Genomic DNA, 20,764 nt, shown 5'->3' on the forward strand with positions numbered 1-20,764 from the left:
CCATGAACTCGAACGTGCAAAGCCTGAAAACCTTTCTCGGCAGCGCCGCGCGACTTGCCCTGGTCGAAGTGGCCGGTACCAAAGGCTCGACGCCGCGCGAGAAGGGCGCCTTCATGCTTGTTTCGTCGGCGGCGATCTTTGGCACGATCGGCGGGGGTCAGCTCGAATACATGGCGATCGACAAGGCGCGGCGGATGGTGGCGCCATCGGGTGGATCGAACCGCCTGCGGTCCACGTCCCGCATCAAGGCCGACGAAGTCTGCGCCTCGCTTGACGTCCCGCTCGGCCCCGAAATTGGCCAGTGCTGTGGCGGACGGGTCGAGGTGCTGATCCGGCTGGTCAATGCGGCGCTGGCCGCCGAACTGGTTGCGGCGGCGGAAGCCGAGGAGGCGCAGCTGCCGCATGTCTATATCTTCGGCGGCGGCCATGTCGGCCAGGCGCTCGCGTCCACGGTAGCGCTTCTTCCCGTACACTGTGTCGTCATCGAGACGCGGGCGGAGGCGCTGGAAGGCATGCCGGAAACCATCGAGACGCGGCTGACGCCGATGCCGGAAGCCGAGGTGCGCAACGCCCCGGCCGGCACCGCCTTCGCCATCCTCACCCATGACCACGCGCTCGATTTCCTGATCGTCGCGGAGGCGCTTAAACGCGGTGACGCGGCCTATGTCGGGATGATCGGCTCGAAGACCAAGAAGGCGACATTCAGAAACTGGTTCCTGAAATCGGCCGATGGGGCGGAGGCTGAATTTGCCCGGCTCGTCTCGCCGATTGGCGGCGACGCCGTAAAGGACAAGCGCCCGCCCGTTATTGCCGCACTGGCGGCCGCCGAGATCATGACGGCGCTAATTGTTCATAACGTGGCCTCGAACTCAGGGCATCACGCTCCGCAGGGCAAGGCGATGGCCGGCTAGCTCGGCCGCTTCAGGCCCAGATGCGCACGCAGCGTGGTGCCTTCATACTCCTTGCGGAAGAGGCCACGCCGCTGCAGTTCCGGCACCACCAGCGTGGCAAAGGCATCGAGCTCGCCAGGGAAATAAGCCGGCATGACGTTGAAGCCGTCGGCGGCACCGCCTTCGAACCGCGCCTGCAACTCGTCCGCGACCTGGGTCGCTGTCCCGACGATGCGCCAATGCCCGCGCGCCCCGGCGAAATGCCGCGCAAGCTGGCGAATGTTAAGACCGTCGCGGCGCGATTGCTCGACGACCAGGGCCTGGCGGCTTTTCATGCCCTCGCTCTCGGGCAGTTCGGGCAGCGGTCCGTCGATCGGATAGCGCCAGAGGTCGGAGATGCTGAGATAGCTGGACAGCAGCGCTACGCCGACGTCGTCCGGGATCAATTCCTGCAATTCCTCGAATTTCTCGCGCGCTTCGGCCTCGGTTTCCGCCACCACGGGCGCGACGCCGGGCATGATCTTGATGTCGTCGGGCTCGCGCCCATGGGCCGCCATGCGCCCCTTGACGTCGTCGTAGAAGGCCTTCGCCTCTTCGAAAGTCTGTGCGGCCGTGAACACCACGTCGGCGGTGCGGGCCGCAAGGTCACGGCCGACATCCGAGGCGCCGGCCTGGACCATGACAGGCGCGCCCTGTGGCGAAGGCGGCAGGTCGAGCGGGTCGCGCACCGAAAAACTCTGGCCGACATGGCCAGACACCTTGCCGTGCCACAGCCCGGTGACAACCTCGGCGAACTCACGCGCCCGCTCATAGCGGTCGGCGTGAGGCTTGAGGCCCGTCGCACCGAAATTGGCGGCTTCGATCGGGCTGGCCGACGTGACCAGATTCCAGCCCGCCCGGCCGCCGCTCAGATGGTCGAGCGACAGGAAGGTCCGTGCCAGGCCGTAAGGCTCGTTGTAGCTGGTCGATGCCGTGGACACGAGGCCGATGCGGCTGGTCTGGACGGCCAGCGCCGAAAGCAGGCTGATCGGCTCGAAGCCGATCGAGCGCGACGTCTGGCTGGCGATGCCGACATCGGCTTCGCGCAGGCCGGCGGCGTCCTCGCAGAAGATCATGTCGAACTTGGCGGCTTCCGCCGTGCGCGCCAGTGCGATGTAGTGATCGATGTCGATGCCAGCGGTCACATGCGTCTTGGGATGGCGCCAGGCGGCGATGTGATGGCCCGTCGCCCACAGGAAGGCGCCGAGCTTCATGCGCGCGCTCATCGGTCACCTCCGCCGGCAAGGCCGAGATGCGCGCGCAGGGTTGTTCCGACATGGTTCTCTCGAAACAGGCCGCGTCGCCGCAGTTCCGGCAAAACGCGATGGACGAAATCATCGAGCACCGCAGGCTCCGGTGACATCACGATGTTGAACCCATCACAGCTTTTCGCCCGAAATTGTTCCTCCAGCCTGTCGGCCAGCCCGGTGATGCCTTCGCTGGGAAGCAATATGCAGGTCAGCACCTTCAAGGTATCTGGTTCGCTCCCGCACATGGAAACGCGGCGCCGGAAGTCGTCATAGCGTGCCTTACTCTCTGCCGCCGGCCATTCGTCGCATACGATGACGTCCGCGGTGCGGGCGGCGATGTCGAAGTCGGCCTCCGACAGGCCGGACAGCACCAGCACCGGCGTGTGCTGCGGCGAGCGCGCGACGTTCAGCGGGCCGCGCACGGAAAAGAATTCGCCCTTGTGGTCGAGCAGGTGCATCTTTTCGGGGTCGTGGAAGCGGCCGCCGCTCTTGTCGAACAGGAGCGCGTCCGAATCCCAGCCGTTCCACAAGCGCCGGACGACGGCGATATATTCCTCGGCGCGGCGGCGAAAATCGTCATCGGAGAACTCTTCCGGTCGGCTGAAATTGTCCGCTTCGTCTGGCGCTTGCGTCATGGTCGCATTCCAGCCGGCGCGGCCATGGCTGATGATGTCAAGCGAAGCAAAACGGCGCGCCAGATTGTACGGCTGGTGAGCAACGGTCGAAGCCGCGGCGACAAGGCCGATCTTTTCGGTCACGGTCGCCAGCGCGGCGACGAGGGTGGTTGCTTCGAACGGGCTGGTCGACCGCTCGCCGTCCGGCAAGGAATCCGAGATCATGACCATCTCGATACCAGCCGTCTCCGCCTTCCGCACGAAGGCTTCTATCTCACCGAATGGCAGTCCGGCCCGCCCTGTGGCGGAAGCAATGTCGAGCGAAACGGCGAGATGCATCTTGCGGCCTATCTGGCTGCCAGCGACATCGCACAGCCATCCGGCTCCAACCTAGGCCGGCTTTCGGGCAAGGCAACCGGATGCGATGGGCCAGGAGCCCGTCACTTGCCGGCCAGGATGTCCTTGATCAGCCGCTGGCAGCGCTCCGCCATGAAGTCGAGCAGCAGGCGCACCTTGGGGTCCTGCAGCTTCTTGTGCGGATATACGGCGGCGAATTGCACCGGCGTAGGCGGAGTGCTGGCGAGAATGACCTTCAGCCGCCGGTCGCGGATGAACGGCTCGACCTCGAAGCGCGGCTTGTTGATGATACCGCGTCCCGACAGAGCCCAACCGGTCAGCACGTCGCCGTCATCGGTGTCGTAGGGCCCGTGCACTTCGAATTTTTGCTGGCCGGCCGGCGTTTGCAAGGTCCAGACATATTCGCGTGCGCCGGAATAGCGCAGCATCAGGCAGTCATGTTTTCTGGCGATCAATTCCTGCGGATCCATGGGCTCGCCGCGCGCCTCAAGATATTTGGGTGCGGCGACCAGCACACGTTCGCATTCCATGATGCCGCGCATCCGAAGGCTGGAGTCCTCGATGATGCCGAGCCGGAAGGCGACGTCGATGCCTTCTTTCATGATGTCGACATTGTGGTCCGAGAGCCTGAGCCGCACCTCGATATCAGGGTATTTGTCGTGAAAATCGGGAATGCCCGAGGCCACCAGCCGGCGCCCGAGCCCGAGCGGCGCCGTCACCTTGATGGTGCCGCGCGGCTGGCCCGACAGCGCCGAGACAGCCGCCTCCGCTTCGGTGATCGCCTCGAGAACCTGCTTGGCGCCCGAGTAGAACACGGTGCCGTGTTCGGTCGGCATCAACTGCCGCGTCGTGCGGTTGAACAGCCGGACGCCGAGATGCTTCTCCAGTTCCTTGATACGATTGGAGGCGACCGCCGGCGAAATGCGCATGTCGCGCCCGGCCGCCGACAGATTGCCGAGCTCGACGACGCGGACGAAGACGGCGATGTTGTCGAGATAGGCCATGCGGAGCACCTTGGCCGGTTTGCGGCGATCAGCCTAGTATTTTCCAATTTTTTTTGAAAGTCATCGCACACCTCGCCTCTTTCCGTTTACGCGCCACACCTTAAAGTCGCGTCATCGGCAGGGACGACTTCAATGATGGATTTCGCGATTTTCTGGGATTGGCTGAGCTTCGCCGTGCGCTGGCTGCACGTCGTCACCGGCATAGCCTGGATCGGCTCGTCCTTCTATTTCGTCGCGCTCGATCTGGGCCTGCGCCAGCGACCAGGCATGCCCGTCGGCGCCTTCGGCGAGGAATGGCAGGTGCATGGCGGTGGCTTCTATCACATCCAGAAATATCTGGTGGCGCCGGCCGAGATGCCCGAGCATCTGACCTGGTTCAAGTGGGAATCCTACGCCACCTGGCTGTCAGGTTTCGCCATGCTGTGCGTGGTTTATTACGCCGGAGCCGACCTGTTCCTGATCGATCCCAATGTGCTGCCGATGTCGGTGCCAATAGGCATCCTGCTGTCGATGGCGACGATCGGCGTCGGCTGGGTGGTCTATGATCTCCTGTGCCGCTCGCCGCTCCGCAAAAGCGATACCGGCCTGATGCTGGTGCTCTATTGCGTGCTGGTGTTCATAGCCTGGGGGCTGACGCATCTGTTCACCGGCCGCGCCGCCTTCCTGCATCTTGGCGCCATTACCGCGACGATCATGTCGGCCAATGTCTTCATGATCATCATTCCGAACCAGAAGATCGTCGTCGCCGACCTCATCGCAGGACGCAAGCCGGATCCGAAGTACGGCAAGATCGCCAAGCAGCGGTCGCTCCACAACAACTATCTGACGCTGCCCGTGCTGTTCCTGATGCTGTCGAACCACTATCCGCTGGCTTTCGGAACGCAGTTCAACTGGGTCATCGCTTCGCTGGTGTTCATCATCGGTGTCTTGATCCGCCACTATTTCAACAGCGTGCACAAACGTGCCGGCAACCCGCACTGGACCTGGCTGGGCGCCCTTGTCCTGTTCCTCATCATCATCTGGCTGTCGACCGTGCCGAAGGTGCTGACCGGTGAACCCAAGGCCTCCGCCTCGGCGCAAGTCTATATCGCCTCGGCGCATTTCCCGGCGGTGCGCGACACCGTGCTTGGCCGCTGCTCGATGTGCCATGCCGCGGAGCCGGTCTACGAGGGTATCTACCACGCGCCCAAGGGGGTGATGCTGGATACGGACGCGGGCATTGCCGATCATGCCCGCGAGATCTACCTTCAGGCCGGCCGCAGCCACGCCATGCCGCCCGCCAATGTCACAGAGATCACCGACAAGGAGCGGGCGCTGCTGGTCGCCTGGTTCGAAGGCGCGGGGAAATAAGCATGACTTCGACACTTCTGCGCGGCCGCACGCTGTCCTTCGTGCGCTGGCCGCAAACCATCGACGACCACTCCGCCTGGCGCTACGAGGAAGATGGCGGCCTGCTGATAACCCACGGCAGGATCGTTGCATCGGGCGCCTACCCCGATGTCGAGAAACAGGCGGACGAGTGGACAAAAAAGATCGATCACCGGCCGCATCTGCTGCTGCCGGGCTTCATCGATGCCCATGTGCATTTCCCGCAGATGCAGATCATCGCTTCCTATGGCGCCGAACTGCTCGACTGGCTGAACACCTACACCTTTCCCGAGGAAACAAAATTCGCCAACGCGCAGCATGGCCGCCGGGTCGCGCGCCTGTTCCTTGATGAGACGGTACGCCATGGCACCACGACGGTCGCCGCCTACTGTTCGGTGCACAAGGCGTCGGCGGAAGCCTTCTTCGCCGAGTCGCACGCGCGCGACATGCTCAACATCGCTGGCAAGGTAATGATGGACCGCAATGCGCCCGAAGGCGCGCTCGACACGCCGCAATCCGGCTATGACGATACCAAGGCGCTGATCGCCGAGTGGCACGGCAAGGGCCGCCAGCTTTATGCCATCACGCCACGCTTCGCCATCACCTCCTCACCGGAGCAGATGGAGATGGCCGGCGCGCTGTGCCGCGAACATCCCGACCTGCACATGCAGACGCATCTGTCGGAAAACCACGCCGAGATCGCCTTCACGCAACAGCTCTACCCCGGGTCGCGCGACTACACCGATGTTTACGAACATTACGGGCTGCTTGGCAAAAAGAGCCTGTTCGGCCATTGCATCCATTTGTCGGAGCGTGAGGCGGACGCGCTGTCGGACAGCGGTTCGGTGGCGGTATTCTGCCCGACCTCCAACCTGTTCCTCGGCTCCGGCCTGTTCGACTATCAGCGCTTTCGCCGCCGCGACAAACCATTGCGCATCGCGGCCGCCACCGATGTCGGCGGCGGCACCAACTATTCGATGCTGCGTACCATGGACGAGGGCTACAAGGTCATCGCACTCAATGGCGAGAAGCTCAACCCGTTCCAGTCCTTCTGGCAGATCACGCGCGGCAACGCCGAGGCGCTGTCGGTAGTGGACAGGATCGGGACGCTGGAGGATGGCACCGATGCGGACATCGTCGTGCTCGATGCCAGGGCGACGCCAGCGATGCGGCTTAGGATGGAAACGGTCGAGACGCTGGCGCAGGAACTGTTCCTGCTGCAGACGCTTGGAGACGACCGCGCCGTGCGCGAGGTGTATGTCGCGGGGCGGCCTGCCAAGAGCGACATCGCAATTTAGCGCAGCGGCGTGTTCCCTGCTTGACCCGGCGGCAGCCATCGGTCAAAGCGTGCGGCGAAGTTGACAGGGGAACGACATGGCCGTTGCTGACGACATCGCTCTGATCAAGAGACAGGAAGAGACGCTTGTCTTCACGGCCTTCGACGAGGCTGTCGCCTTCGAGATCGGTTCGGCCATCCGTGGTCGTGCAACAGCCGAGAACCTGCCGATCATAGTCGATATCAGGCTATGGGACCGGCCCCTGTTCTATGCGGCGATGCCTGGTTCGAATGCTTCCAACCCCGACTGGGCGCGGCGCAAGATCAATGTCGTGAAGCGCTATCTCGGAAGCACTTACCGGCTGGTGCTGGAGCAGCAGCGCCCCGACCGCACCTTCAAGATCGGCGAGGGGCTGGATATTGCTGACTATGTGCTGGCCGGCGGCGGCTTCCCGGTCACGGTCAAGGGCGCCGGTGTCATCGGTGTGATCGCGGTGTCCGGCCTGCCGGAGCGGCAGGATCATGGCGTAGTGGTCGATGCGCTGTGCGATCACCTGGACATCGATAGGCTCGGGCTGGCATTGCCTTCAGAGGCCGAATGACCGTGCTCGATCCCAAGTCCTTTCTCACCGATATCTTCAACGCGGCGGTCGCGGCCGCCGATCCCGAGAGAACCATCAGGCATCATTTGCCGGCAAAGCCGAAGGGCCGCACCATCGTCATCGGTGCCGGCAAGGGCTCGGCGCAGATGGCGGCGGCGTTCGAGAAGGTCTGGGGGGGCACGATCGAGGGCCTGGTCGTCACCCGCTACGGCTATGGCGCCGAATGCGAGCGCATCGAGATCATCGAAGCCGCGCACCCGGTGCCGGACGCCGCCGGGCTCGAGGCCTCGCGGCGCCTGCTGGAAAAAGTGCAAGAGCTGACAGCGGACGATCTGGTCGTGGCGCTGATTTCCGGCGGCGGTTCGGCGCTGCTGCCGTCGCCGGCCGCCGGCCTGACACTGGCCGACGAGATCGCCGTCAACGAGGCGCTGCTCGCCTCCGGCGCGCCGATCGCGGCGATGAATACCATCCGAAAGCACCTCTCCACCATCAAAGGCGGCCGGCTGGCTGCGGCGGCCTGGCCGGCCAAGGTGGTATCGTTGGTGGTCTCCGACATACCCGGCGACAATCCGGCCCTTGTGGCGTCCGGCCCAACCGTTCCCGATGTTGGCGGCCGTGAGAATGCCCTGGCTTCGATAACAGCCTATGGCATGAAGCTGCCGGACGTGGTCATGGCGCATATCCAGTCGCCGGCGGCTGACGCACCCGATCCTGACGATCAGCGCTTTGCGCGCAACGAGGTGCATCTGATCGCATCAGCCGGCGTGTCGCTGGAAGCGGCAGCGGTGGAAGCAAGGCGGCAAGGCATCGAAGCCGTCATTCTTTCCGATGCCATCGAAGGCGAAGCACGCGAGGTCGGCGGCGTCCACGCGGCAATCGCCCGCGAAGTGGCGACGCGCAACCGGCCCTTCCAAAAGCCGGTTCTGGTCCTCTCGGGCGGGGAGACCACCGTGACTTTGCGGGCCAAAGGCAAGGGTGGCCGCAACTCGGAATTCCTGCTTGCCTTCGCCATCGGCATCAACGGCGTCGAAGGCATTCACGCCCTTGCCGCAGATACCGACGGCATCGACGGTTCGGAAAACAATGCCGGCGCCTTCGCCGATGGTTCGAGCGTTTCGCGCATGCGCGCGGCAGGTGTGGATGCCAAGGCGATGCTGGCCGGCAACAACGCATGGACGGCCTTCAATGCCGTCGGCGATCTCTTCGTGCCCGGCCCGACCGGCACGAACGTGAATGATCTCCGAGCAATTCTCGTTCGCTAAACCGGTAAATCAAGCTGCCATGAGCTTCTTTACCTGCTTCATGTCCTGCAAAAACCGCTCGCGTTCGGCTTCTTTGTCGGCGTGATCCCGAATGCGCAGGATGAAGGAGGGGTGGATGGTGAGAAAGACACGCAAGCCATCCTCGCGTTCGATCACCTGGCCCCGCATCTTGGTCACCGGGATCGCCTTGCCAAGCAGGGATAGTGCCGCCGTGGCGCCGAGCGCCACCGCGAGGTTCGGCTTGATCAGTTCAAACTCGTGGTCGAGCCACCAGCAGCAGGCTTGGACCTCGCCGACATTCGGCTTGGAGTGGATTCGGCGTTTTCCGCGCGGTTCGAATTTGAAATGCTTGACCGCGTTGGTCACGTAGACTTTCAGCCGGTCGACCCCGGCATCGTCCAATATGGCATCAAAGACCTTGCCCGCCGGGCCGACGAACGGCTGGCCGGCGAGGTCTTCCTGGTCGCCCGGCTGTTCGCCGACGAAAATCACCTTGGCGTTGTCAGGCCCCTCGCCGAATACGGTCTGCGTCGCATCGCGCCAAAGCGGACAGCGGCGGCATCCCTTGGCGGCCTCGCGCAATTCGGAAACCGTGTGCGCGTCACCGTCATCAGGCGTTTCGGCTGGTTGATGCTTCGGCCAGTGCCTCGCCTGCACTTTGGCGTGGTGCGGCGCGGGCGTCGTCGGTATCTTCGCAATCATATCCCTGGCGGCCTTGTCCGCTCCCGCGATCAAGTCAGGAATGAGCGAGGCCTCGGGAAGGTTCCGCCAATATTTTTTCGGCATCTCCTTTTGCATGGCCTTCACCTTGAGGCGTGCCGGATTGAAGATGTTCTCGAAATAAGTCCTCCACAGCGTCTCGGTATCGTCCTTGTCTGGCGCATCCCCCTTGGCCGCGCCGGGCCCGATCGCCAGCCTCTCGCCATCCCAATCGGCGGACGCGTAAGGCGTCAGGATCGTCCAGCGCATGCCGGTAAAACGCCTGACGAAGAAATCCGCATTGCGCTCGACGATGAAATGGTCGGGTTCGAACCAGGCGACATAGCGCTCATCCTCGCCGACGCCGATCTTCCGGAAGCGGACGAAGGCATGCATTTTGTGGCTGTCGCGCCGCACCGCCTTTTCCATGGTTTCAAGCCGTTTGGTGTCGGGATCCGATGCGATCGCCAGCAATTTGGGCTCGATGCGCAACCGCCACAGCAGCCTGTAGAGAAAGGCGAAACGTCCGGGATCGGAATGGCAGAAGGCGGTCTCGGCGTGGCCGATGAAATCGCGCGGCACAATGAGCTCAGCGCCTTGCGGCACGTCAGGCAAGTCGCTTGGCGGCCGGTCGAGACCGGCTACGACACGCCAGCTGACGTCCTCGGGTCTGACCTCATTTAACGCCAGCCGCCGAGCCGCGTCGCGCCAGCCGGCGAAATCGGTCTGGCTTTCAAGCCAGACGGTGTGGCGGGTGAGGTCGAATTCGGCCGGCCGCATCGTCAAAACAGCGCTAGTTGTTCGCAGGATTGCACGATCTTGCCGCGCAGTGCGGCCTTGTCCGTGAGCGCGCCGGGCGACCAGCCTTCGGCGATGATGAAGGGCCTGAGCTTGGCGATCGAATGGCAGAGCCGGCCGACATCCTCGAGCCGCAATCGCCGGTAGCGGCGGGTTTCGAGAATTTTCGCGACAACCTTGGTTCCCAGGCCAGGCACGCGCAGCAGCGCTTCGCGGTCGGCGCGGTTTACGTCGACGGGGAAGCGTCCCCGGTTGCGCAGCGCCCAGGCAAGTTTCGGATCGATAGCGAGATCAAGCATGCCATCGCTGCTGCCGGCCAAAATTTCAGGCTGCGAAAATCCGTAGAAGCGCATCAGCCAATCGGCCTGGTAGAGCCGGTGTTCGCGCATCAACGGCGGCTTCCGCAACGGCAGCGATGACGAGGAATCGGGGATCGGACTGAAGGCCGAGTAATAGACGCGCCGCAAATGGTAGCTGCCATAAAGCCGGGCGCTAGTATGCAGGATGCCGTCGTCGGTGGTCTTGTCCGCGCCGATGATCATCTGCGTCGACTGGCCGCCCGGCGCGAATCGTTCGCGTTTTTTGGTCCGCAATGTCGGCTCGGCTTTCTCCTCCATTTTCCGACGCAAATTGGCCATCGAAAGCCGGATTGTCTCCGGCCTCTTCTCCGGCGCCAGTTTCTTCACGCCCTCGTCGGTGGGCAATTCGACATTGATCGACAAGCGGTCGGCATAGAGCCCGGCCTTCTCGATCAGCTCCGCCGAACTCTCGGGGATGGTTTTGAGATGGATATAGCCGGAGAATTTTTCTTCCAGCCGCAGCCGCCGCGCCACCTCGACCATCTCGCCCATGGTTTCGTCAGGCGAACGGATGACGCCCGAGGACAGGAAAAGTCCTTCGATATAGTTGCGCCGGTAGAAATCCATGGTCAGCTTCACCACCTCGTCGATGCCGAAGCGGGCGCGCCGGACATTCGAGGACGAGCGGTTGATGCAATAGCTGCAGTCGTAGATGCAGAAATTGGTAAGCAGGATTTTCAACAGCGAAATGCAGCGGCCGTCCGGCGCGTAGGAATGGCAGATGCCCATGCCTTCGGTGGAGCCGATGCCGCCGGATTTCAAAGAATCCTTTTTCGCCGCGCCCGATGAGGCGCAGGAGGCGTCGTATTTGGCGGCGTCGGACAGTATCGCCAGTTTCTCACGAACAGGGAGTGCGCTCATCCGTTCATGATATGTTCTGGAAGGCCAGTGCGCCATATCTTTTGATGGTGACGGCGAAAAAAGTGATCGCCGCCGGTCTCAGGCATCAGACCTCGTGCAGATAGAGATGATAGTCCAGCTCGTTCACTGTGCGCGCCACGCGCAGGTACTCGGACTGCTTGATCGCCACAAAGGTGCGGTGCAGGTCATCCCCGAGCGCGCCCTTCAGGAAGCTCGACGCCCTGGCCGCTTCGATGGCGGCCCGCCAATCGGCCGGCATGGTCGTGCGGGTGACGGCCGCTTCATAGCCATTGCCGGTCGTTTCGGGGCCAGGATCGAGCCCTTCGTCGAGGCCTTTGACGATGCCGGCAAGCACCGTCGCGGCAATCAGATACGGATTGGCGTCGACACCTGATGGACGATGCTCGATGCGCCGGTTCTTCGCATCGCCCGCTGGCACGCGCAACGCCACCGAGCGGTTGTTGACGCCCCAGCTCGGGGCCACCGGCGCATAGGATTGCGAGACGAAGCGCCGCCAGGAATTGGCATGCGGCGCAAACACCAACATTGATTCCGCCATTGTCTGGATCAGCCCACCGAGGCCACGCAGCAGAGGCAGCGACCAGCTCTCGCCGGCGGCTTCCGCAAAGACGTTTTGGCCGACCTTGTCCTGCAGCGAGACATGGAAATGCATACCCGAACCGGCATATTCCTCGATCGGCTTGGCCATGAAGCAGGCGGTAACACCATGGCGGCGCGCCTGCGCCCGCACCAGCCGCTTCAGCATGACCAGATCGTCGGCCGCCCGCATCACGTTCTTGCGGTAATTCAGCGTCAGTTCGTACTGGCCGGGCGCATATTCGGAAATCACCGTCTCGGCAGGAATGCCTTGCGCCTTGGCGGCGGCGTAGATGTCTGAGAACAACGGCTCCATGCCGTGCAGATGGTCGACTGAATAAACTTCGGTCTTGCCCGAGACGCGTCCATCGAGCACCGCGCGCGCCGGCTGCACCTTGCCGTCGGCATCGCGCTCATTGGCCAGCAGAAAAAACTCGAGTTCGAAGGCACCAGCGGGATAGAGCCCCTTGGCGGCCAATATGTCGACCTGCCGGGCCAGCGCCAGCCGCGGGTCCGAAGACATTGGCTGGCCGTCGAGATGGTACATCGTCATCAGCAGTTGGCCGCGCGGTGGCTTCGTGCCGTAAAGCGGCACCAGCGTGCCCGGAATCGGCCAGGCCCTCAGATCGCCGTCGCCGCTGTCCCAGATCAGCCCGGTTTCGTGTACATCCTCGCCGGTGATGTCGAGGCCCAGAATCGAGATCGGCATATGCCGCCCGCCCTCGAAAATGCTTTTCAGCTCATGCCGGCGCACGATCTTGCCGCGCCCCACACCATTGGCGTCGGTCAGCACGATATCGAAGGCCTCGATCTCGGGATGGGCGTCGAGGAAGGCTTGCGCCTCGGTGGGCGTCGAGCCCGAAGGTGAGGTCATGATCGCACTCGGATTGGCTTGAGCGCTTGTCTCACGCCGCAAGCTTTGCCGCAACCGCGCCAAACGCGGTGATCAGGCGGTTGACCTGGGTGTCTGACGTTGCCGGCGAGATCAGCATCATGTTGTGGAACGGTGCGATCAGCACGCCGCGATTGACCAGCGCGACATGGATGGCAGCCTCCAGTTCCGGCGCATGCGCAACTTCCGCCTCGGCACCATTGCGCAGCGGGCCGGGCGCGCAGATGAACTCGACGCGTGCCCCGACGCGGGAGACATGCCAGGGCAGATTGTAACGATCGATCACGCCGGTCAGTCCGGCATCGAGCCGCCGCGCCAGATGATCCATGCGGTCGTAATTCTCTTGCGTCATCACCTCCTCGAGCGTGGCGCGCATGGCGGCGAACTGCAGCGGGTTGGCCGACAGCGTCGTGCCCATGCCGGAATATCCCGGCTCTTTCGTCCTGTTGTAGTCGACATAGCGCGAGGCGACCTCCTCGCTCATGCCCCAGACGCTCGCCGGCACGCCGCCGGCAATCGGCTTGCCCAGCACGAACAAGTCGGGCTCCAGCCCATATTTACCGGTGTAACCGCCGGGGCCGGTCGAGATCGTATGCGTCTCGTCGATCAAGAGCAGGGTGCCGGCTTCACGTGTCAGCTTTCGCAGCGCCTCATGGTAGCCGGGGTCGGCCAGCACCATGCAGGAATTGGTCAGCACCGGTTCGGCGATGACACAGGCGACGTCCCTGTCCTTCAATGCGGCCTCGAGAGCGGCGACATCGTTGAACTCGATGACCTTGGCCGTGCGGGTCAGGTCGCGGAATTCCCCCGCCAGTCCCGGCCGGTTGACGGGCTTGCCGTCGATCAGCCGCACCATCGTCTCGTCCACCGAGCCGTGATAGCAGCCGTTGAAGACCAGGATCTTTTCCCTGGAGGTAACGGCGCGGGCGACGCGCAGCGCAAAGCGATTGGCGTCGGTCGCCGTGGTCGCGATCTGCCAGAACGGCAGGCCGAAGCGCTGCTGCAGCAGCGGCCCGATGGCCAGCGCATCCTCGGAAGGCAGCATATAGGTCAGGCCGCGCCCGGCCTGGCGGCGAATGGCGCGCGCCACCGGCGGAGGCGAGTGGCCGAACATCGAACCGGTGTCGCCGAGGCAGAAATCGTCGAGCTTGTTGCCGTCCATGTCGGTGATCGTGGCGCCTCGGGCGCTGTCGACCAGGATCGGAAACGGTGTCGGCCAATCATTCATCCAGTGCATCGGCACGCCGCCGAAGAAGCCGGGCAGGCCGTTGCCGATCTTGGCTTGCGATCTCGGCCGCGCCTCGCGGAAGGCTGCCCCTTCCGTCTCGCGCAATTGCGCGATGCGGTCGGGGCTGATTCCGCCGATGGTCTTTGAACTGTCGCTGCCGTGCATGAAAAATCCCTCTGGCTCGTTGCTCTTAGCTAATCCACCTCGGCAACGGCAATTGGCCGTGCGTCCTTTCTGCATTGGCTCAGCCGCCAGCGGCGGCGCTTGACCCCGCTGGCGAAGTCGGCGCCAATGCTGTGGGTAACGACGAGCGGGGGGAAGAATGCGGACGATGATCTGCGTGACGATGCTCTTTCTGTCGGCCGGCACGGCGTTCGCGACCGGCGGTATCTGGTGCACCGTCGATGATCCGCAGGCCAAATTCCAGGTCGATGCCGGCGTCACCACGGGCATGGGCGGCCCGACGTTCAATTTCCGCGGCGACCTCGAAATCAAGGCGAGGCCCGCCGGCGATCCATTGCACAAGACGGTGTTCGAGGATGCCAACCTCACCCAGTACTGGCTCGACGACAAGGAACTGCGGCTGAACATCTACCACGAGCAGGAGGTCGCCAAGACCTACAGTTCGGTCGAATTGACGGTCCTGACCAGGGCCAGTGACGAGGGCGTCTATGACGGGGATTACAAGCTCGCTGTCTATGACAGCACGGCCGACAAGAACAGCGATGGCAAGCCCATCGATCTGACCGGCAAGGTCTCCTGCGGCGCCGAGTGATCGGCCATCCCGGCTAGGCCGTGATGTCGATGACGCCGCAATCGCCGGCGGCGCTGCCGAAGGCGACGCGGCGTTCTTCCCTGTCCCACATCATCGCGGTGATGGCGCCCTTGCCTGGTCGCCGCAAAAGCACCTCCTTGGCGTCGGAAAAGCGCACGGCCATCACCATGCCGTCGTCGTAACCGACTGCGACGACGTCCTGGCTCGGATGGCAGGCGACCGCCGTCACCATGGCATTGCCGCGCGTGCCAAGTTCCAGCGGCGCCTTGCCCATCGGGCCGTCCTTGCCCGAAAACGGCCAGACGATCGCCGCCGGCGCGCCCGAACTGGCCAGCCACTTGCCTTTCACGCTCCATGACAGGCTTTTGACCTTGCCGGGATAGCCGCTCATGCGCATGTGCTTGCCGTCGACCAGCTTCCAGCCATGCAAGGCGTTTTCCTGCATGGTGGTGACCAGAAAGGCGCCGTCCGGCGAGAAGGTGATGCCGGTGTGCGCGCCCGCCCATTCCAGCTCCACCGGCTTGCCCTCGGCGGCGGGGAAATGCAGCGTCGCGCCATTGTAACGGGCGACGCCGAAGCGCATGCCCTTGGGCGAGAAGGCCAGCCCCTCGACCGAGCGCGGATGCGCAAATTCCCTGGTCTTGCCGTCGGTGAAGCGCACGAAGGCGGTCTTGCCCGTGGCATACGCGATGGCGCCTTGCGGCCCGGCGGCGACGCTGGTGATCCATTTTTTCCCGGCGTTCGCCACCTCTTGGGTCTCGCCGCCGGCTTTCACGGCAAAGACCTTGCCGTCCTCGCCACCGGTGATCAGCCGGTCATTGGCCGCGTCATGGAAGGCGGCAAGCAGCCCGTCATTGGCCTGCACCGTCTTGTGGCCATTGTCGAGCCGATGGACAGCACCGTCAGCCAGCGCAAAATGCGGCACGTGGCCAAGGAAGACGGCGGCGACGCAATGGCCTTCGAGATCAAGCGGGGCAACTGTGGGCATGGGCTATCTTTGTTCAATGAAAGTGCAGAGGGCGGCTTACTCGACGTTTGCACGTCCGGCAACTATGAGGTCGCGAAGTCGGAACAATAGGCTGTCTCCAATCGCCAATTATGGCGCTGCCCTCATTGTCCTGCCGGACATTTCTCCCCGTATAGTGACGTGGAGAAAGACGCTGTCGCGGATGGGTTCGCCTATCGCCAGCGCTGCAGAATAGGCATCGGCCCTGCGGCCAGTCCCCTTCTCCCCGTCACTATACGGGGAGAAGGTGCCGGCAGGCGGATGAGGGGCGGCGGCCGGCCGTTGGAAATTGTCGCTACAAAGGACTTGGTACCGCCGTGACCGCCCTAAGCAACGTCGCATTCGGCTCTGGAGGGTGTTAGACCAAATCTAAGATAAGCGCGAAATCCGATGTGGATGCTCTCACCAATTCGGACGTACTGATCGCGACCTGAGGCTCATGTCCGATCTTGCTAACCACGGATTAGGGCATCACCCGGTCCTCTGCCAAACAATCAAGCCGCCTGGCAGGCGTCAAAACTCTTCTTCAGCCGTTCGGCGTCGAGCTCGCGGCCGATGAAGACCAGCCGGCTTTCGTGCTTTTCGCCGTCCTTCCAGGCGCGCTGGTGGTCGCCCTCGATGATCATGTGCACGCCCTGGATGACATAGCGCTCGTCATCGCCCTTGAGCGCGATGATGCCTTTCAGCCGCAGGATGTTGGGGCCTTCCATCTGGGTGACCTTCTCGATCCACGGGAAGAATTTCTTCGGGTCCATCTCGCCGCCGCGCAGCGACACCGACTGCACCGTCACGTCATGGATGTCGGACGGATGAGTGTGATGGTGGTGGTCGTGCCCATCGTGGTCGTGATGATCATGGTCGTGATGATCATGATCATGGTGATCATGTTCATCATGCGCTTCGAGGAAATGCGGATCGTTCTCCAGCGCCCTGGACAGGTCGAAGGCGCCACGGTCGAGCACTTCCGACAGCGCCACCCCGGCGCGCGTCGTGCGGTGAATCTTGGCGGCCGGGTTGATCGCGCGGATCGTCGCCTCGACCTTGGCGAGTTCTTCCGGGGTGACGAGGTCGGTCTTGTTGAGCACGACGACGTCGGCGAAGGCGATCTGGTCCTCGGCTTCCTTGGAATCCTTGAGCCTGAGCGGCAGGTGCTTGGCGTCGACCAGGGCCACCACGGCATCGAGCTTGGTCTTGGAGCGCACGTCGTCGTCCATGAAGAAGGTCTGCGCCACCGGCACCGGATCGGCCAGCCCGGTGGTCTCGACGACGATGGCGTCGAAGCGGCCGGGCCGCCGCATCAAGCCCTCGACGACGCGGATCAGGTCGCCGCGCACCGTGCAACAGACGCAGCCATTGTTCATCTCGTAGATCTCCTCGTCGGATTCCACGATCAGGTCGTTGTCGATGCCGATCTCGCCGAATTCGTTGACAATGACGGCGTAACGCCTGCCGTGGTTTTCCGACAGGATGCGGTTGAGCAGCGTCGTCTTGCCGGCGCCGAGATAGCCGGTGAGGACGGTTACGGGGATCTGTGTCTGCGCTTCGCTCATGGCTTGCCTCGAAATGACTAGGCCCTGAAATTCAGGCCGCGAAAAAGGGATTGTCGGTTCCATATAGGATGTGCGCCGGGCTTTTGCACGGGGCAAAACCATGGGCCAAAGCTGCCGACCGGGATCGTCCCGACATCATGGCCGCGGAAAGCCGCCGCCGCTCCCGCGTGGAAGAGCAAGGGCCTGGTGCGAGAGCTGCCCGGTCGGCAAATCGCATTCACGCAGTGGTCGCTCCGAATTCCCTTCACGCGAAAGTCGTTTGTCATCTAACTGAAATAAACATCTGGCATCACCACGGCGGACGCCGCGAATGCTTGCCGGCAAAGCTGTTTCGGATGCCGGAATCTTTTTCGATCGTCGATTGCCAACCGGCCGGCTGCGTCTATGCTGTGCGCACCGGCCCGGCCGAAGAGGGATGACCATGGCCAAGGCGGACAAGACTGCAACGATGAGCCGGCTGCATTCAGCGGCAAGGCTGGCAAGGACCGCCCTGGCGGCACGGCTCCTGGCGCATGGCTTTTACGCCGGCCAGGACCAGATCATGCTGGCGCTGGACCGTGAGGACGGCCAGACGCCGGGCAATCTCGCCGGTCGCCTCGGCGTGCGTCCGCCGACCATCACCAAGACCATCAACCGGCTGCAGGCACAGGGTTTTCTGGAGAAACGCGCGTCGGACTCCGATGCCCGCCAGGCCCATATCTTCCTCACCGATACCGGCCGTGAAACCATCCGCGCCATTGAGAAGTCAGTGAAGAAGACAGAGAAGCAGGCGCTCAGGGGCCTCGACAAGAAGGACCAGAAGGCGCTGTTCAAGCTGCTCGCCCGCATCGAGGCCAACCTCTCCAACGAGGAGCTGGTGCTGATCGACGACGACGCCGAGTCGGACGACTGATCTCTCCGGCCGTCAGGCTGCCACGGCATTTCCGTGGATCAAGGACGACCAACGGCCCGGCGTCATGCCGAACGCTTTCTTGAATTGCCTGTTGAAGTGGCTCTGGTCGCTGAAGCCGGCCTCCATCGCGATCTGTGCCAGGGGCGCGCCGGCGGCGATCATCCTGCGCGCGCGCTGAAGCCGGCGCATTACCAGGAAGCGATGCGGGCTGGTCGAGAAGGCCGCGCGGAAATGTCTCGACAGGGCATAGCGGTCGAGACCCGTGACGGCTTCCAACTCACCCGAACGCACCGGCCGGTCGAGGTTTTCCGTGAGATACTCACCCGCCAGCGTCGCCGCTCGCCACGCCGTCTCGGCTATTGGCTTTGCCGGCTTGCCGGCATGCCGGTTCAGACTTTGCATCAGCCGCGCCAGGAAGTCGTCGACGAACAGCTCGTCGAGTTCCTGCTCCAATGGCCCGAGCGCCGACAGCAGCGTCGCGCAGAAGGCCTCGTCCGTCACCACGCCCTCCCTGACGAAGGGCAACGCCGTGCCGCCGAGACAGCCGAGCATCAGTGACGGCTCCAGATAGAGCATCCTGTAGCGCAGGCCTTCTTCCGTGCCCGCGCCGCCATCGTGCAACTCGTCCGGATGCAGCACGATGACCTGGCCGGGCAGGCTCAGCCGTGCCGCGCCGCGATAGCGGAAGGTCTGCACGCCGCGCAGCGTCACCCCGATCGCGTAGGTGTCGTGGCGGTGCGGATCGAAGGCGCTGCCGTGAAACCGCGCCTCGATGCGTTCCATCCCCGCGGGATCGGGAGCGGAGATGATGCAGTTTTCAGCGGCATCGGCGCACAAACGTCCAAGACCCTCGAAGGCCTGGCGGTCTAGATCGAACGACATCGTCTCCTTCAGCCCCGCTACAGGGGCCTAACTTTGAATGGCTCACTTTCTCATGTTCGATACGAAATTTGCAATCGTGCTGCGGCAAGACCTGGCCGTCTGGCAGAAACTCAACGTCACCGCCTTCCTGACCAGCGGCATCGTCGCGCAATCCCCCGACATCATCGGCGAACCCTATCGCGATCGCGCAGGCAACCTCTACAATCCCTTGTCGATCCAGCCGGTCATCGTGCTCTCGGCCGACCAGGCAACGATGAGTGCGATCCATCGGCGTGCGCTGGAACGCGGCGTCACCACCTCGCTCTATGTCGAGGAGATGTTCTCGACCGGCTTCGATGCAGCCAACCGCGCCGTCTTTGCCGAATTCGCGCCCGAAGATGCCAAGGTGGTCGGCATGGCGCTGCGAGCCGAGAAGAAGGTGGTCGACAAGATAACCAAGGGCGCCCGCATGCATACGTAGCGCCCGGAGCTAAGCCTGGCGGCGGCTGTTGTTGTACCAGCGAGCTTAGGCGCGGCTGCGGGCGACAATTGGCTTGCGGGCAAGCCGCAATTCCCGCAAAGTTGGGGTCCAGCCCAGCTTTTCCCCGGCCTGCACGTGAATCCTTCCCAAAGATATGTCGAAAGCGCGACGCCCCCGGTGGCGATCCTGTGCATGCTGACCACCTATGTCTTCTTCACCTTCCTCGACACCAGCAGCAAATATCTCGTCCTGGCCGGCGTCTCCGTCCTGATCGTCGCCTGGGTACGCTTTGCCGTGCATGTCGTGCTCGTTGGAGCGCTGCTGCGTGGCTGGCGCGAACCGATGCGATTTCGACCGGTCAACCTGCCGGCGCATGTGATGCGCGGCGCATTCCTGTTCGGCTCGACCATGTTCAATGTCGTGGCGCTGCGCTCCCTGCAACTGGCCGAGACGACGTCCATCTATTTCTTCGGGCCGATGGTGATCACCGCCCTTGCCGGACCGCTGCTCGGCGAATGGGCCGGCTGGCGGCGCTGGCTGGCGATCCTGGCCGCTTTCGCCGGGGTCCTGATCATCACGCGGCCCGGTGTCGGCGTTTTCGGCATCGGACATCTCTTCGCGCTCGGCTCGATGCTATCGAACTGCTTCTATGTCATCATGACGCGCCGCATGTCGGCGAACGAGACTCCCGAGAGCCTGATCCTGTTCTCGGCCCTGGCGCCGACGGTCCTGCTGTTGCCCCTGCTGCCGTTTTCTTTTTCGCTGCCGCATGATGGCTGGCACTGGTTCGTGCTGCTCATGCTTGGCGTGTTCGGCGGTGTCGGCCACTGGCTGCTGGTCCAGGCCTATCGGCTGGCGACCACCACGGCGCTCGCGCCATATCCCTATTCGCAAATGGTGTGGATGATCATTTCGGGCTGGCTTGTCTTCAAGCAGTTCCCCGACCGCTGGACGTTGGTCGGCGCCGCCATCATCGTCGCCAGCGGCCTCTACATCGTCCATCGCGAACATCGGCTCAGGCTGCGCAGCCGCGCGGCTTCGGATGTGGAGGCCGAGGCGCTGGCAAAAAAACTTTGATTTGGCCCGGATCGATGGCATAAGGC

At 63.4% G+C, this 20,764-nt stretch carries 19 protein-coding genes; 9 read left to right on the top strand and 10 right to left on the bottom strand.

What is annotated here, in order from left to right:
• The first annotated feature begins 2 nt into the window (after positions 1-2).
• Complete coding sequence (gene xdhC / locus ACVWWD_RS10265; RefSeq protein ID WP_457103053.1) at positions 3-911, top strand: xanthine dehydrogenase accessory protein XdhC; 909 nt, start codon at positions 3-5, stop codon at positions 909-911.
• Here the strand turns inward: xdhC and ACVWWD_RS10270 are convergent.
• The 3 genes from ACVWWD_RS10270 to ACVWWD_RS10280 form a co-directional block, all read right to left on the bottom strand.
• On the bottom strand, positions 908-2,155 hold the full coding sequence (locus ACVWWD_RS10270) for an LLM class flavin-dependent oxidoreductase (RefSeq protein ID WP_352550047.1): 1,248 nt from the start codon (positions 2,153-2,155) through the stop codon (positions 908-910). The two genes, xdhC and ACVWWD_RS10270, sit on opposite strands and share 4 nt — an antisense overlap.
• Complete coding sequence (locus ACVWWD_RS10275) at positions 2,152-3,132, bottom strand: LLM class flavin-dependent oxidoreductase (protein ID WP_457103054.1); 981 nt, start codon at positions 3,130-3,132, stop codon at positions 2,152-2,154. Before ACVWWD_RS10275 ends, ACVWWD_RS10270 begins: the two co-directional genes overlap by 4 nt.
• Positions 3,133-3,233: 101 nt before the next feature.
• Complete coding sequence (locus ACVWWD_RS10280; protein WP_023772384.1) at positions 3,234-4,154, bottom strand: LysR family transcriptional regulator; 921 nt, start codon at positions 4,152-4,154, stop codon at positions 3,234-3,236.
• Between the two features lie 132 nt (positions 4,155-4,286).
• Here ACVWWD_RS10280 and ACVWWD_RS10285 point away from each other — a divergent pair, with 132 nt between their 5' ends.
• From ACVWWD_RS10285 to ACVWWD_RS10300, 4 genes are all read left to right on the top strand, one after another.
• Positions 4,287-5,504 carry a urate hydroxylase PuuD gene (locus tag ACVWWD_RS10285; RefSeq protein ID WP_352550045.1) on the top strand — a complete coding sequence of 406 codons (1,218 nt, stop codon included), beginning with the start codon at positions 4,287-4,289 and terminating at the stop codon, positions 5,502-5,504.
• A gap of 2 nt (positions 5,505-5,506) precedes the next feature.
• Positions 5,507-6,820 carry a guanine deaminase gene (gene guaD, locus ACVWWD_RS10290; RefSeq protein WP_352550044.1) on the top strand — a complete coding sequence of 438 codons (1,314 nt, stop codon included), beginning with the start codon at positions 5,507-5,509 and terminating at the stop codon, positions 6,818-6,820.
• A 76-nt stretch (positions 6,821-6,896) separates the two neighbouring features.
• Positions 6,897-7,400: a heme-degrading domain-containing protein gene (locus ACVWWD_RS10295; RefSeq protein ID WP_023772387.1), complete on the top strand. Its 504-nt coding sequence runs from the start codon at positions 6,897-6,899 to the stop codon at positions 7,398-7,400.
• Positions 7,397-8,662, top strand: a complete 1,266-nt coding sequence (locus ACVWWD_RS10300; RefSeq protein WP_352550043.1) for a glycerate kinase type-2 family protein — start codon at positions 7,397-7,399, stop codon at positions 8,660-8,662. Before ACVWWD_RS10295 ends, ACVWWD_RS10300 begins: the two co-directional genes overlap by 4 nt.
• A gap of 9 nt (positions 8,663-8,671) precedes the next feature.
• Here the strand turns inward: ACVWWD_RS10300 and ACVWWD_RS10305 are convergent, their stop codons facing one another.
• The 4 genes from ACVWWD_RS10305 to ACVWWD_RS10320 all read right to left on the bottom strand — a co-directional run bounded on the left by ACVWWD_RS10305 (position 8,672) and on the right by ACVWWD_RS10320 (position 14,261).
• Positions 8,672-10,141 (bottom strand): UdgX family uracil-DNA binding protein, encoded by a 1,470-nt coding sequence (locus ACVWWD_RS10305; protein ID WP_352550042.1) that lies wholly within the window; start codon positions 10,139-10,141, stop codon positions 8,672-8,674.
• 2 nt (positions 10,142-10,143) lie between these two features.
• Entirely contained in the window at positions 10,144-11,379 is a 1,236-nt protein-coding gene (locus tag ACVWWD_RS10310) for a putative DNA modification/repair radical SAM protein (RefSeq protein WP_352550041.1), read from the bottom strand.
• 85 nt (positions 11,380-11,464) lie between these two features.
• On the bottom strand, positions 11,465-12,850 hold the full coding sequence (locus tag ACVWWD_RS10315; RefSeq protein ID WP_352550040.1) for a glutamine synthetase family protein: 1,386 nt from the start codon (positions 12,848-12,850) through the stop codon (positions 11,465-11,467).
• Positions 12,851-12,881: 31 nt separating this feature from the next.
• Positions 12,882-14,261, bottom strand: a complete 1,380-nt coding sequence (locus ACVWWD_RS10320; protein WP_352550039.1) for an aspartate aminotransferase family protein — start codon at positions 14,259-14,261, stop codon at positions 12,882-12,884.
• 157 nt (positions 14,262-14,418) lie between these two features.
• On the opposite strand from ACVWWD_RS10320, the gene ACVWWD_RS10325 reads away from it, so the two are divergent.
• A complete protein-coding gene (locus ACVWWD_RS10325; protein ID WP_023772392.1) occupies positions 14,419-14,871 on the top strand; it encodes a hypothetical protein in 453 nt (150 codons plus the stop codon).
• A 13-nt stretch (positions 14,872-14,884) separates the two neighbouring features.
• Here ACVWWD_RS10325 and ACVWWD_RS10330 read toward each other — a convergent pair whose 3' ends face one another.
• Together ACVWWD_RS10330 and ACVWWD_RS10335 are read right to left on the bottom strand one after the other, a co-directional pair.
• A complete protein-coding gene (locus tag ACVWWD_RS10330; protein WP_352550038.1) occupies positions 14,885-15,859 on the bottom strand; it encodes a WD40 repeat domain-containing protein in 975 nt (324 codons plus the stop codon).
• A gap of 512 nt (positions 15,860-16,371) precedes the next feature.
• Positions 16,372-17,427, bottom strand: a complete 1,056-nt coding sequence (locus ACVWWD_RS10335) for a CobW family GTP-binding protein (RefSeq protein ID WP_352550037.1) — start codon at positions 17,425-17,427, stop codon at positions 16,372-16,374.
• 421 nt (positions 17,428-17,848) lie between these two features.
• On the opposite strand from ACVWWD_RS10335, the gene ACVWWD_RS10340 reads away from it, so the two are divergent.
• Positions 17,849-18,319 (top strand): MarR family winged helix-turn-helix transcriptional regulator, encoded by a 471-nt coding sequence (locus ACVWWD_RS10340; protein ID WP_352550036.1) that lies wholly within the window; start codon positions 17,849-17,851, stop codon positions 18,317-18,319.
• Between the two features lie 12 nt (positions 18,320-18,331).
• Here the strand turns inward: ACVWWD_RS10340 and ACVWWD_RS10345 are convergent, their stop codons facing one another.
• Positions 18,332-19,201, bottom strand: a complete 870-nt coding sequence (locus ACVWWD_RS10345; RefSeq protein WP_352550035.1) for an AraC family transcriptional regulator — start codon at positions 19,199-19,201, stop codon at positions 18,332-18,334.
• Positions 19,202-19,253: 52 nt separating this feature from the next.
• Here ACVWWD_RS10345 and ACVWWD_RS10350 point away from each other — a divergent pair, with 52 nt between their 5' ends.
• Both ACVWWD_RS10350 and ACVWWD_RS10355 read left to right on the top strand, forming a co-directional pair.
• Complete coding sequence (locus ACVWWD_RS10350) at positions 19,254-19,661, top strand: DUF2000 family protein (RefSeq protein WP_023781717.1); 408 nt, start codon at positions 19,254-19,256, stop codon at positions 19,659-19,661.
• A 192-nt stretch (positions 19,662-19,853) separates the two neighbouring features.
• Entirely contained in the window at positions 19,854-20,738 is an 885-nt protein-coding gene (locus ACVWWD_RS10355) for a DMT family transporter (RefSeq protein WP_352550034.1), read from the top strand.
• Positions 20,739-20,764: the final 26 nt, after the last annotated feature.

The organism is Mesorhizobium sp. URHB0026, assembly GCF_054059755.1.